The organism is Flagellimonas algicola (genome assembly GCF_005937185.1).
In the GTDB taxonomy this organism is placed as follows: domain Bacteria; phylum Bacteroidota; class Bacteroidia; order Flavobacteriales; family Flavobacteriaceae; genus Flagellimonas; species Flagellimonas algicola.
The window spans coordinates 163,659-177,333 of record NZ_VCNI01000002.1 but is presented as its reverse complement, the minus strand read 5'-3'; the positions used below and the strand labels follow the sequence as shown (position 1 = coordinate 177,333).

11 protein-coding genes are annotated in these 13,675 nt (G+C 40.8%); 4 read left to right on the top strand and 7 right to left on the bottom strand.

Going from position 1 to position 13,675, the window contains the following annotated elements:
- Positions 1–26 precede the first annotated feature (26 nt).
- Positions 27–1,877, top strand: coding sequence for a sensor histidine kinase (locus FGG15_RS09720; RefSeq protein WP_138835723.1), 1,851 nt, complete (start codon positions 27–29; stop codon positions 1,875–1,877).
- A 241-nt stretch (positions 1,878–2,118) separates the two neighbouring features.
- On the opposite strand, the gene FGG15_RS09715 is transcribed toward FGG15_RS09720, so the two are convergent.
- On the bottom strand, positions 2,119–2,721 hold the full coding sequence (locus FGG15_RS09715) for a Crp/Fnr family transcriptional regulator (RefSeq protein WP_237561794.1): 603 nt from the start codon (positions 2,719–2,721) through the stop codon (positions 2,119–2,121).
- A gap of 317 nt (positions 2,722–3,038) precedes the next feature.
- On the opposite strand from FGG15_RS09715, the gene FGG15_RS09710 reads away from it, so the two are divergent.
- The 3 genes from FGG15_RS09710 to FGG15_RS09700 are packed head-to-tail and all read left to right on the top strand — an operon-like array spanning position 3,039 to position 5,349.
- A complete protein-coding gene (locus FGG15_RS09710; protein WP_138835716.1) occupies positions 3,039–3,755 on the top strand; it encodes a flavodoxin family protein in 717 nt (238 codons plus the stop codon).
- A 29-nt stretch (positions 3,756–3,784) separates the two neighbouring features.
- The gene (locus FGG15_RS09705; protein ID WP_138835714.1) at positions 3,785–4,132 is read left to right on the top strand and encodes a DUF1622 domain-containing protein; all 348 of its coding nucleotides are present in this window, start codon (positions 3,785–3,787) and stop codon (positions 4,130–4,132) included.
- Positions 4,129–5,349: an adenylate/guanylate cyclase domain-containing protein gene (locus tag FGG15_RS09700; RefSeq protein WP_138835712.1), complete on the top strand. Its 1,221-nt coding sequence runs from the start codon at positions 4,129–4,131 to the stop codon at positions 5,347–5,349. The genes FGG15_RS09705 and FGG15_RS09700 overlap by 4 nt, the downstream gene beginning before the upstream one ends.
- A 13-nt stretch (positions 5,350–5,362) precedes the next feature.
- On the opposite strand, the gene FGG15_RS09695 is transcribed toward FGG15_RS09700, so the two are convergent.
- From FGG15_RS09695 to FGG15_RS09670, 6 genes are all read right to left on the bottom strand, one after another.
- Entirely contained in the window at positions 5,363–6,901 is a 1,539-nt protein-coding gene (locus tag FGG15_RS09695) for an alpha-L-fucosidase (RefSeq protein WP_138835711.1), read from the bottom strand.
- Entirely contained in the window at positions 6,898–8,355 is a 1,458-nt protein-coding gene (locus FGG15_RS09690) for a tagaturonate reductase (RefSeq protein WP_138835709.1), read from the bottom strand. Before FGG15_RS09690 ends, FGG15_RS09695 begins: the two co-directional genes overlap by 4 nt.
- A 9-nt stretch (positions 8,356–8,364) precedes the next feature.
- Positions 8,365–10,017 carry a UxaA family hydrolase gene (locus FGG15_RS09685; protein ID WP_138835707.1) on the bottom strand — a complete coding sequence of 551 codons (1,653 nt, stop codon included), beginning with the start codon at positions 10,015–10,017 and terminating at the stop codon, positions 8,365–8,367.
- Positions 10,018–10,059: 42 nt separating this feature from the next.
- Complete coding sequence (locus FGG15_RS09680; RefSeq protein ID WP_138835705.1) at positions 10,060–11,076, bottom strand: zinc-binding alcohol dehydrogenase family protein; 1,017 nt, start codon at positions 11,074–11,076, stop codon at positions 10,060–10,062.
- A 192-nt stretch (positions 11,077–11,268) separates the two neighbouring features.
- The gene (locus FGG15_RS09675; protein WP_138835703.1) at positions 11,269–12,033 is read right to left on the bottom strand and encodes an FkbM family methyltransferase; all 765 of its coding nucleotides are present in this window, start codon (positions 12,031–12,033) and stop codon (positions 11,269–11,271) included.
- Positions 12,034–12,173: 140 nt separating this feature from the next.
- The gene (locus FGG15_RS09670; RefSeq protein ID WP_138835701.1) at positions 12,174–13,628 is read right to left on the bottom strand and encodes a serine hydrolase domain-containing protein; all 1,455 of its coding nucleotides are present in this window, start codon (positions 13,626–13,628) and stop codon (positions 12,174–12,176) included.
- Positions 13,629–13,675: the final 47 nt, after the last annotated feature.

The following is a 13,675-nucleotide window of genomic DNA, read 5'->3' as shown; positions in this document are numbered from 1 at the left end:
CCAAAAACAGATTAATACCTCTGGACATGGAAAACCAAAAGCAACAACAAGCGCTGGACACCGCTACTTTTTTAAGGGTCAGAAAGTGGTACTTGTTGGCTTTGGCAACCATAGCCTTGACCATTATCGTGGCGCAAATTCTGATTCAGCAGCACCTAAATTCGCAATTAAACGATTCACGGGTTATCAATGTGGCGGGACGCCAAAGGGCATTCAGTCAAAAATTGGTTAAGGAGGCCATGCTTTTGAAGAATGCCAGTGGTAATGAGGTTGAGTACCAACGCATCCGAAATGATCTAGAGCATGCCCTCTTTGTTTGGAAAACTTCTCATGATGGACTCCAAAACGGCAATGATAGTATTGGGCTCCCCAAGGAAATGAATGAGACCATCCTGAAACTTTTTGAGGATTTGAATCCCCACCATGAAGCCATGGTCAAAGCCGCAGAAAATATACTAGGGGAAATTAACAGCCTTAATCTGATTCCTCCATCTTACGATGGACATTTACAGGTGCTTTTGAACAATGAGCGAGCCTTTTTGGGAAAAATGGACGCTATTGTAAATGAGTATGATGCCCAAAGCAAGGAAAAACTGCAAAAGCTCAAATTAAAGGAATATGGACTGCTCGCAGTTTCCTTGTTGATTTTGTTTTTGGAGGTAGTCTTTATCTTTCGACCACTTTCCATTCAAATACGGGAAACTATTTCAAAGTTGATTCGGAGTCAGATAAAATCCGACAATACAGCTTCCGAAGTTAAACGCCTTTTTGCCGAAAAGGAACGTTCCCTACAGCAACTGCAGGAGCTCAATTTTGTGATTGATAATGCGGCGCTTTTTGCCAGTACACGGAGAGATGGAACTGTGGTTTTTATCAGTAAAAAGTTTTTGGGGTTGTTGGAACGCACTGAAACCCAAGTGAACCTTCCCTTGGCGGAAATCTTGACGGAAGATGAAGGACAGCAACAATACCTCCGGGAAATTTTAACCAGTAAACGTAAAAGCATTCGAACCGAAGAAATTGAAATCAAAACCAAAAAAGGTACATTTTTATGGCTGGACATGTCAATAATACCCATGCACCAGTCCAGTTTGGAACAAAGCGTCCTGATTCTGTGTTCTGACATAACGGAACGGAAAAGAAACCAACTAAAAATTGAGGAGCTCACCAAACAAAACTATGAGGAGCGGATGCAGCAAAAGCAAATGCAGGCCAGTCAAATTGTGGAGGGACAGGAAGAGGAACGAAAGCGGATAGCGAAGGACATACATGACGGAATTGGTCAGATGTTAACTGCGTTAAAGTTTAATATTGAATCCATTAACCTGGATCAGAAGGATAAAAGCAAAGAGAAAATTGCCTATTTAAAAACACTGGCTTCCGATTTGATCAAGGGAGTGCGAACGGCCACTTTCAACCTAACCCCACCGGAATTGGAGGATCATGGAATCTTCCCGGCACTTCAAAAAATGACGGTGGAATTGAGCAAGCTTACCGGAAAAAACATTTTATACGAGAACAAAACAGAGCATAACATCCGCTTTGATTCTTTAGCCGAAACAAACATTTATCGGGTGACCCAGGAGGCGGTCAATAATGCCATCAAATATGCAGAAGCCAATTATATTCTGGTGACCATCAACCATGTTGATGGGCTTTTGAGTGTGGTCATTGACGATGATGGCAAGGGGTTTGATCCTTCGGTCTTGGATAAGGTAGCCAAAAAGAATAGCGAAGGTGGCATGGGAGTCTTCTTTATGAAAGAGCGCATCAGCTATATCAATGGACGTTTGTTTATAAATTCCATTCCTGGCGAGGGCACCAGGGTGACCATTAATTACAAGATTGGCGCAGCAGTGTTGGACAAATCCGAATGAAAGCCCAATTACATAGGAAACAAGTATGTTTCGTTGCATTCTTGCGCCTTGGAATACGGGAATTCGACTCCATTAACCTCACAACAAAGCTTAGGACAGGGTTTTGTCTCGGCTTTTTTGTTTCAATCATAGGGTTGTAATTAAAATCATTTTGCTAGTTGTAAGCACAGGGTGAAATTGAATTCCCCAATAAGAAATTTATTGGACAAAAACCGTTAAATGAGTTCCTCTAGTATAATCCTTACTCTTCTAACATCGGTTTGAAAATAGCTATCTCACGTGTATTGTAATCTATACGTTTTTCCTTTCTTAAGGTGCTCAAAACGTTATTCACGGTCTGTCTGGAGGTGTTGGTGAGATTCGCAATATCTTTATGGGATAGGAGGTTTTTGGCTTCTATACGGTCCAATTTATCTTCTCCAAACTCCTTTACATACGCATAGATGAAATCGGCTATTCTGGTTTTGCTGTCCTTGTACAGTAAATCCTCCAGTCTACGTTCCAGTTTTTTAATCCGAAGCCCATAGACTTTAAAGACACCATTTTTTAGGGATTTATGCTTTTCCATCAGTTCTTCCATCATATCAGATTGGATATAGCAAATGATGGATTCTTCAAGGGTAATGGCTTTTTCCATTGCGGCGGCCTGCTCATCGTAAAGCGAAAGTTCGCCAAAAATGTTTCCCTTTTTAACAACATATTTTGTAGTGTTATGAGTGGAGTTTAGAATCTTGACCGCGCCTTTTTTAAGGAAAAAAATACTTTTCTTATCCCGATTTCCGATTGCTATTTCCTTGCCTTTGTCAAGGTGCTCCATTTCCAAAAGCTCACACATTTTCATCATGGCGGGCATACCAAGTTTTCGAAAAAGGCTAAAGCCCTCAAGAAACCAATATTTGGTCAGTGTTTTCACAATCAGAAAAGGATAGTTCTAAAGTCTAATATATACATACTTTAATAACCATTGTGATAGACAGTCTTATAAACTTACTTGATAAGACACATTGACGTGGAAATTTTGGTAATGAATTTCCAATTTGACTTTCCCGTGCTTTTGGGCCAAACTTTTTTAAAGTGTCGTTTGAAGTACATCTCAAAATAAATTCGATTGCTTTCCCTAGCGGATATAAATAGTTTAGTCTTCAAAAGGAAGAATTTAAAATGGAAAAATTAAAAGCACTGGTTTTAAACTGTACTATAAAGTACAGGCCAGAAGTCTCAAACACGGAAGCGCTTGCTCAAATATTAATTGACCGATTGAAGGATGTACATCAAAATTTGGAGGTGGAGATGCTTCGGGTAACAGATTACAATGTCAAATTCGGAGGGGCTATCAATGATATGGGGCATGGTGATGAGTGGCCTGTGATATTGAAAAAAATAAAGGCATGCGACATCTTTATTATGGCCATGCCCATATGGATGGGCGTGCGATGTTCTGTCGGACAGATGGTCATTGAACGGTTGGATGGCACAACCAAGGGCGATGGTGCGCAATTTCCATTGTACAATACTGTAGCCGGTGTGGTGGTCACGGGAAATGAAGATGGCGCACATGATGTGGCTGCCAATACCCTGTATAACCTGGCTCATTTTGGTTGTACAATACCTCCCAATACGGATGTGTATTGGGTGGGGGATGCCGGTCCCGGGGCAAGTTTTATTGAAGCACATGGTGGACTAAGTCCTTACGTCCAAAGAAATATTGAAATGACTGCCCAAAATCTGATTCATGGGGCATTAATGCTGAAAAAGATGCCTTATACCATAGATATAAGGCCCATCATGACCAAAATGAAATTGCAAATGCACGTTAAAAAAAGAGTGATGCAAGAAGCTACAATGCAATTAAAAGAGGGTTTAAGTGCTATTAAATAAAAAGCTTTACTAATTCAAAGTGGAGGATAATGGAAGATATAAGAGGCTTTTTCCTATTGGTAGGCGAGATAATAGACATTGTTGGAATCATTATTCTCCTCTTTGGATTTACTAAAATCCTATTTAAATATCTGTTTACGGAATTTGTCAAGAGTCCCTTCAAGACTTCTATAAAAGGGCTACAAAAAATTAGATGTCAAATAGGGATTTACATTTTATTGGCGCTGGATTTTCTTATTGCCTCGGATATCATCCATACCATTATGGAAATCACCCAAAAACAGCTATTGGAACTAGCTATAATGATTGTTTTGCGAACTGGGATTGGCTTCTTTCTGGGTAAGGAAATTGAAGAATTACATATTGCTGAGCAATGATAGCACCGGTGATTCCTGAAAATGAAGAAGAGCGACTTGCAGACTTAATTTCTCTTAATCTATCTGCCGCAGATAGAAAAGAACAATTTGATGGGGTAATCATGATACTGTCCAAATGTATAGATGTTCCCATTGCCTATATTTCCTCCATTGCAAGCGAAAAACAGAATATACATTCTTCCTGTGGATTAAACTTCGAATCTTCAGATAGAGCAACCTCCTTTTGTGGACATACTATTTTGCAAGATGATATATTAATTATCGAAGATACCTTGGAGGATGAACGTTTTTATGACAATCCCATGGTTGTAAACGAGCCAAACATCCGTTTTTATGCAGGTCACCCTTTATCTAGTGTGATGGGAAACAATATCGGTTCGCTCTGCATAGCAGACAGCGTACCCAGAAAACTCAAGCATACGGAGTTGTCCATTTTCAAGATGATGGGAAAGTTGTTGAATGAAAGGATTCGCATGTATAAATTGGTAGATCTTCAAAAGCAAATAAGAGCGTCCAAGAACCATTTGGAAGAGCTTAATAGGGAACTATTGGAATCCAATCAGTTTTATAAGAATTTGTTTGGTCAATATATGAGTGAATCCTTGCTGCAAAAAGTGGTGAAAAATAAAAAGGAAACGCAGTTGGGTGGGGAGGAACGAGATGTGACCGTTTTGGTAAGTGATATTCGTGGTTTTTCACCAATTTCTGAAAAGTATAGTGCAAAAACCGTTATTGAGGTCCTGAATATCTATTTTGAAGAAATGATAGATATCATTCATCAACACGATGGTTATATCAATGAAATATTAGGGGATGGCATTTTGATGATTTTCGGTGCACCGAACGAAATCAAAAATTCTGCCCTTAATGCGGTTCAATGTGCTAGAGCAATGCAAAAAGGGATGAGGAAGGTGAATGAAAAACTTGGAATTAGAGGTCTGCCAATTTTGCAAATGGGCATAGGCATAAACAGTGGAAATTTGATTGTGGGCAACATCGGTTCCAAACGTAGAATGAAATACGGCGTAGTAGGTGAAAATATAAACATCGCTTCAAGAATAGAAGCTCTTACCATTCCGAAGCAAATATTGATATCTGAGGCGCTTTATGAAAAAATCTCAGACGCTATACAGCCCATTGGAAGCATTCGGACTAAAATCAAAGGGTTTCATAAATCCATAAAAATATATGATGTGTCAGAAGTTAATGAGCATTAACATAGATAGTGCTTTACTGGGATATGGTAATTTTAATCACCGTCGCCATTTCATCTATGGTATTTTCAGGCATCGTTATGGAAAGTCCGTTTTCCGATAATTCCCATTCAATCTTGCTTTCACTTCCCAATACTGTCACAGTTTCTATGGCAGGTACGTCCAGAACTTTTTCTTTGGCAAAAGATTCCAACATAATTTGCTGGTCCGGAGTGGTCTTGCCCATTACCATAGCATAAATCGTATAATCCTTTGTGGTATACCGAACATCTTTACTCGAGTATTTAATTTTGTGAAATAGGTCATGATTTTCGAAGTGACCTGTAGGTTCTTTAGTGGGTCCTTCACCAAAGGTGTACCAAGCTTCCGTGCCATAAATGGCTTCTCCATATTTTTTTAACCAATCTCCCATTTTCAGGAGACCTACCACCTGATTGTTTGGGATGGTACCATCTGCCTTGGGAGAAATGTTCAAAAGCAGCACTCCATTTTTACTCACTATATCAATGAGCATATGAAGGATATCCTTGGATTCCTTAACACCAAGATCTTTGGTATAACACCAACTACCATCACTAATGGTGGCATCCGTCATCCAGGCCTTGGTTCCAATAGTGTTCTTCCGGGATTGCTCCAAATCCTCCACACTCATGTTCAAGGGTAGGTCGTGCTGTTTTCTCACAATTACCGCTTCTTGGTCTTTTTGGTTTGCCGCGTTAAGGTAATAGGCTGCAAACTCCTTTCTGTACGCTTCCGGAATGTCTCCAAGCACATAATCAAACCAAACAATATCGGGGCTATAGTTATCAATTACCTCCTTTAATTTTCCCAACCAGACCTCCTTATACCATTTCTCATGTTCTATATTTCCATACATCAACTGAAGGTCTGGGTCAGCCGAAGTAGGAGGCATACCCTCAAAATATGGAAAATGACTTATGCTAATATCTTGACCAATGGTGGTGGCCCGCTGCAAGTTTTTGGCATGGTGAAATGCGGTAATGAATTTGAGACCTTTTCCCTTGATGGATTTTTCCAGTTCACCTGTTATGTCTCTCTTTGGACCAGTTGTCATGGTGTTCCAAGGGGTAATTTTACTGTTCCACATAGCATAGCCATCATGGTGTTCTGCAACAGGCCCCGCAAATTTAGCACCTGCATCCACAAACAGCTGTGCCCATTTATCTGAATCAAACTTTTCTGCTTTGAAGAGCGGGGCAAAATCGTGATAACCAAATTCTGAAGGGTGACCATAGTTTTCCAAATGATACTTGTACACAGGGTGATCCTCAAAATGCATATGTCTGGGATACCATTCGTTGTCAAATGCAGGCACAGAATAAAGTCCCCAATGGAAATAAATCCCCAATTTGGCTTCCTTAAACCAGTCAGGAGCTTCGTTATGACCACCTAAGGAGGACCAATCTTCACTATAACTTTCTTGGGTTTTTGACATCTCGGGTTCCGAAGATTGATTCTCATGTCCTACATCTTTGCAAGAAGTGATTGATAATAGAATGCCAAGAAGCAAGATTTTTGGTAAGGCTAGTTTCATGATTTGACTGGTTTTTGAATACGGATGAAGTTTGCCAATGCGTCCTTCATGCCATTGTTGATTATACGTTTTAAATAGCTTGACACGGTCCCATGAACACCTTCAATTTGGTTTAGGTCCAGTCCCCAAAATTCCACTTTGGATAGTGTACCTAGAACAATGTTGTCCAAATTATCCGATGCCCATTGGTGCTTAAAAAATTCGAGAATCTTTGGGTCGTCCTTCAACGGAATTGCTTCCCCATCCCTTTCCCCTTTATAAAAGGCTATCAGGGAAGCAAGCGAAAACAGCAAAGGGAGGGGTAGTTCTTGTTTTCTCTTGATATATTCCAAGAGTGAGGGCAAGACCCTAGTTTTAAATTTGGAAACGGAGTTGAGGGAAATACTTATAAGTGCATGTTGCAAATACGGATTTCTAAATCGGTCCAGGACATCATTGGCGAATTGATGCAATTCATCCTCCGGTAAATCTAGGGTAGGACAAATGCATTCAAAAATGGCCTTTTGCAAAAATCCTCCTACCACGGAATCTTCCAAAGACTCCCTTACATGGTCAATCCCGTACAAATATCCTACTGGAACCAAGCTGGTATGCGCACCATTGAGAATCCTTACTTTTCGTGTTCTGTAGGGTTCCATATTGTCGGTAAAGACAATATTCAGTCCGCTTTCCTTTGATGGAATTAGGTTTTCGAGAAATTTAGGTCCTTCAATGACCCAAAGATGAAATTGCTCACCTTCGACCACTAAATTATCCGTATACCCAAGTTCTTGGGTAATGGTTTCCATTTTGTCTTTGGGATACCCGGGCACAATTCTGTCCACAAGGGTGTTACAGAAAACGCAATGGTCGTCAATCCAAGTTTTGAAATCTGCGTCCAGTTCCCATTGTGCTGCATATTTATGAACAATGCGTTTTAGATGGTCACCGTTCCTATCAATGAGTTCGCAAGGAATCACAATCAAACCTTTTTCCGCATCCCCATTGAATATTTGAAATCGCTTAAATAACAAAGCGGTCAGTTTGCCTGGAAAACTGTTTTGCGGAGTATCTTCCAATTGGTCGTTGGGGTCAAATGAAATTCCAGCTTCGGTGGTATTGGATATGATGAACCTTAAATCCGGATTTTCGGCATTGGCCAAATACCCCTCGAAGTCCTTGTATGGGTCAATACTCCTTTGAATACAGTCAATTATGTCATGCTCACTAAGGACTTTTCCATTTTTAATCCCGTTGAGGTACAGGGTATATAAACCATCCTGCTGGTTCAGCAGATGGACCAATCCTTGTTCAATAGGTTGAACCACCACCACGCCTGCATCAAAAGCAGATTTTTTGTTCATCTCATGGATCATCCAGTTGGCAAAGGCCCTTAAAAAGTTGCCTTCTCCAAATTGCAGCACTCTTTCGGTGTAGGTTGGTACAGATACTGTGTTTCTATTTAGTTGTTTCATGAATAGCTCTTATAAAGAAATCCCTCTTTTCCAAGGAATGAAATCATTATGGCCTTTTACTACCGATTTAGCTTCAACCAAGCCGCTAGCCACTTGGATTATATGGTCCAGTATTTTCTCCCCCATGGATTCAATAGTGTCTTCGCCGGTAATTACCGTCCCGGCGTTCATATCAATAATGTCGTTCATTTTTTGGTACAGCTTGGTATTGCTCGAAAGCTTTAGAACTGGTGCAACCGGGTTTCCTGTTGGTGTTCCCAAGCCCGTTGTAAACACAATGATATTGCACCCCGACCCTGCAAGGCCTGTGGTGCTTTCCACATCGTTCCCAGGGGTGCAGAGAAGATTCAATCCTGGTTTGGTTATTTTTTCCGCATAATCCAACACCTCCACAACAGGAGAGGTTCCCCCTTTTTTGGCCGCTCCGGCAGATTTCATCGCATCGGTAATGAGGCCATCCTTGATATTTCCAGGAGATGGGTTGCTTTCAAAACCGGAACCTACGGCGATGGCAGATTCTGAATATGCCTTCATTAGGGACGCAAATTTTTTGGCATCCTTTTCATTTTGACATCTATCTATAAGATTTTGCTCGACCCCGTTCAATTCCGGGAATTCAGCTAAGACTGGTGAGCCACCCAAGGCCGTCAACAAATCAGATGCATAACCTAAGGCGGGATTGGCAGAAATGCCTGAGAATCCATCCGAACCACCACATTCCAAACCGAGGGTAATTTGGCTCAAAGGCGCCGGTTCGCGTTGAATTTTGTTGGCTTCCATGAGTCCAACAAAGGTTAATTTAACGGCCTCTGCAATAAAATCACGTTCACTTTTGCTTTGTTGTTGTTCCAGATAGGACACGGGTTTCGCACCGTTGGGGTTTATGGTTGCAATGGCTTTTTGCAGCATTTCAATCTGGGCATTTTGGCATCCCAAACTCAGTACGGTTGCACCTGCAACGTTGGGGTTACTGATATAACCGGCAAGCAGGTTGCAAAGTACTTGGGCATCTTCACGGGTTCCCCCACAACCCCCATCGTGCCGTAGGAACTTAACCCCGTCCACATTGGGGAACAATCTGTTTTTTGATGTTTCTTCCCTAGATAGGACAACAGGAGTATCCAAAATTTCTCTGGCAGTTGCGCCTTTTTTGTACTTCGAAATCAAGGCATCGGTATCTACGCTGTAATCCTGCTTGGTTTGATAGCCCAGTTTTTCGAGTAAAGCAGCTTCCAAAATGTCAATATTCCGGTTTTCACAAAAAGTCAAGGGAATCACCAGCCAATAATTGGCCGTACCATAGCTACCATCCGCTCTGGGATATCCCAGGAAAGACCGTTGTTTAAATCTGGAAATATCCGGTGGGCTCCATGCGATTTTTTTTGTGGGAGTTCCATAATTGGCCGAAGCGTGCACGACATTTTGTGTTGTGATGGCCTCTCCTTTCTTGATTGAAACCACAGCTTTACCAATCAGCACTCCATACATGTAGATTTCATCTCCTACATTAAAATCTTGTGAAGCAAACTTATGTTTGCTCTTGACATTTTCCCGCAGTACCGTGGTGCCTTCATCCAAGTCTATGGACATTCCTTGGGGCAGGTCGTTTATGGCAACAATAATGTTGTCACGCGGGTCAATCTGCACATAATCTTTTGCCATAATGTTGTTCTATTTGAAATGTCCTGTATTCCTAATGGACAATCATTTATTGTTAAAATGTACCACAGCTTTAATAGTGCCATATTCCGGATCTAACCAACGGTCAAAGTTGGTAATCATTTCAGTATATGGGACTTTATGAGTGATAAAGGACGCCGTAGGGAATTGGCCCATTATGTTGATCACTTGTTCAAAATCTTCCATGGTGGCATTACGACTACACATGATGGTAGCTTCCTTAGCATGAATTTTGGGATGATTGTAAGTAAGATCGCCGTTGGACAATCCCACGAGAACAAACCTTCCTCCATGGGCCATATACTCTGGCCCGTTTTCCAAAGGGAATTTAGCACCTGTGGCGTCAAACACTGCGGTGCAAAGATTTCCATTTGTGATGGCCTGAATTTTTGCTAATGGATCTTGAGAGGCGTTGATGGCATAATCGCAGCCAATGGTGTTCTTTACGTATTGGAGTCGCCCTTCATTTATGTCCATTGCAATCACTTTTGCACCCATGATCTGGGCCTGCTTTAGAATTCCAATACCTATGGGGCCACACCCCATTACAGCGATGGTTTCGCCACGCCGTAGCTGTGCCCTTCTTAAAGCATGGGCGGCAATGGCCAAGGGCTCAATGATGGCTATTTCGTCATCTGTCAAATTTCCAACAGGCAATAGAATATTTGAGGGAACCACAATTTGCTCTTGCATTCCACCATCCGTATGTACCCCAAGGACGTGAATGCTACTACAGCAATTGCTCTTATCATTGGTACAGGCTATGCAGCTGCCACAACTGAGATAGGGCATTACGCCAACTTTATCGCCAACTTTTATGTTCTTGGAATTCGCACCAATTTCCAACACCTCTGCGCATAATTCATGACCTAGAATTCTAGGATAGGTGAAAAATGCTTGATTACCTGTGTACGCATGCAGATCAGTGCCACAAATTCCAACACTTTTAATTTTTAGCAGCGCTTCATTTTCCTTGCGTACGGGAACGCTTTTTTCCTTTAGCGCAAATTGGCCAGGTTTCTCACAAACTATGTAATGCATATGCTTTTAGGATAACACCAAAATAATAACAATGTAATCGATTACGCAAAAGTAAATAAATATAACTATCCCGCATCGAATCCTGTTAAAGACTTTCAGAAAAAAGATGGAAATAGCCTGATTTGCAAGTTACAAGACGGTTAAATAACTTAAAAGTATCTGGGATGAAATCCACAGCACATTGGTTTTTTGCTATTTTTCCCAAATTTGATAATGCCCGTCCCTAATCTTCATCTTAAAACCAATCTCTTTTAAAATTCCCTCACATTCCTGGGCTTCTTCTTGGGTTAGGATTCCGGCAAAAGGGTGTATCTCAAAAAAGATGTGTTTAAACGCTGCAATCTCCTGTTTAAAATTGCGTAGTAGGCTCAGTTCCCCACCCTCTATATCCATGACCAAAGTGTCAAAGTCGATGTTGTATTTTTCTTTAAGCTGCGTTATGGTAAGACCTTTGATCTCGGTTTTTACGGGAGTTTCTCGTTTGGTGCTTCCGCCCACAATTAGCTTATGGATATAGAAGATATTGCTCTCATTGGGAGAGATAATGGAATTTTCCAAATGAAAATGACACGCATTGGCTTCCCTATTTTTTTCAATCCATGGGATGAGATTGGGATTGGCCTCAAGTGCCACATGTTGATCTTTTTGGGCAAGAATGTTGTTGACAAGGCAAGAAACATAGCCCAAACAGGAACCCAGTTCAAGAACTCTAGCGTTTGGTGACAGGTATTTTGAAAGGTATTTGGCCTCTTCTTCTTCATATAAATCCAGGGCAAAACGGCCTCGGAATTTAAAATCGGTAAGGTCAAAAGGAATATGCAGTACCACCCCAGCATTTTTATAGGTCTTGGTGAAAAGGGAGAAATAGATACCGCCAAAAAGCAATCGGATTTTCTGAATTCTTCGTTGAATCTTGTTTTTTGCATAATCCAACCAAGCGGGGGTTCCTTTACTCATGTATCAAAAATTTCTGTGCATACAGTTGGTAAACCAAATGACATAACTTGGGTTTAAAGGTACAATAACTAACATAATTGCCTTCTGATGGTACCTCCTTTTAAGTCATTTATATGGATTGAGATGGATGTTCAATGCCCCTATTTCCAGAAGTTCAAATTGTCAAAATTAAAATCGTCGTTTGGCACGTCTAACCTAAACCCAATGATGTTTAGATTTTCATCTATTTCAAACACCACCTCTCCCAAGGGCAAAAAAGGATCCTTGAATTTTATCTTAAACCTTAATTTGTCTAGATAATAAAGCTTGCCGGATAGGTTGTCCTTACTTGGCAATAATTCAAGGATGGCATCTGAATTTACCATTTTCACTTGGGCTTGCCCATACACTTTGTCTTCATACAACCCTTCATATCTTTGGAAATCCGTTGGAATATTGGGGGCAATCTGAATGCTTTGAGGATTATCCCAGCTATAATTGAAATAGGTGAAGTACTTTCTATTTTCGGACCAATCCGTTAGCTCTGGTTGTATGAGATAGCTGGAAATCATGGTTACCAACCCTTCGTTGATCATGGTAATTTTATTGGTTAGGACTACAATACCAATACCATGTTCCGGATAAAAGGTTACCATGGATTTATACCCAGGCATTCCACCCCCATGATAGAGTACTTTTTGCGAATCATCATAATCTATATACCATCCAAATCCATAGCTTCCGGCACCTTGATTGTCCAAGGGTATTTTCGGGCTTGTCATGGTCTCAAAGTTATTCTGGGAGATTACCACTTTCTTGCTCAATGTCCCCTCATTAAGGCACATTTGAAGCCAAAGCAACATATCTTCAATGGAGGAATTAATACCACCTGCCGCGACCGCATTGTCCAAACTCACGGGTACAATGGGTTTGTCCGCAATATGTGGTCGGACATATTTTGAACTTTTGACCAATTCTGAGTATTTGGCAGAGCTGCTTTGCATTCCAAGTACATCAAAGATTTTGGTTTTCAGAAACTCATCTAAACTCAATCCGCTGACTTTTTCAATAATTCTTCCCGCAACCAAATACATGACATTGTTGTAATTAAAATCCAATCGGAAAGAACTTTTAATGGGGTAGTACTGTATTTTTTCAATAACTTCTTGGGTAGTGTGGTTTGTGCCGTACCATAGTAAATCGCCATCAAATGCCCTTAACCCAGATCTGTGGGCCAATAGATCGCTTATTCTTATTTCTTTAGTAATCCATGGGTCACTGAGTTTAAATTCCGGTAAATGTTTGATTACTTTATCGTCCCAGTTCAATTTACCTTCGTCCACAAGTATTCCCACTCCCGCGGCTGTAAATGCTTTGGTACAGGATAGAATAGGAAAAACAGTTTTGGTATCTATAGCGAGACCTTGCTCCAAACTTGTATAACCATATCCCTTTTTGAAAATAACCGAGTCCTTGTGTATAACACCAATAGCAAGCCCAGGTATATCATATTCATTAACTAGTTTGGATATATATGCATCCAACGAATCTACAGCTATCGACTGACTCCATATGGAAATGGGCAATAGTAGGAGCAATGTTTGCAGTAACTTCATTTAAACTGTTTTGGTTGAAAGGCACCAAGCATGGTTATGTTCCGGAT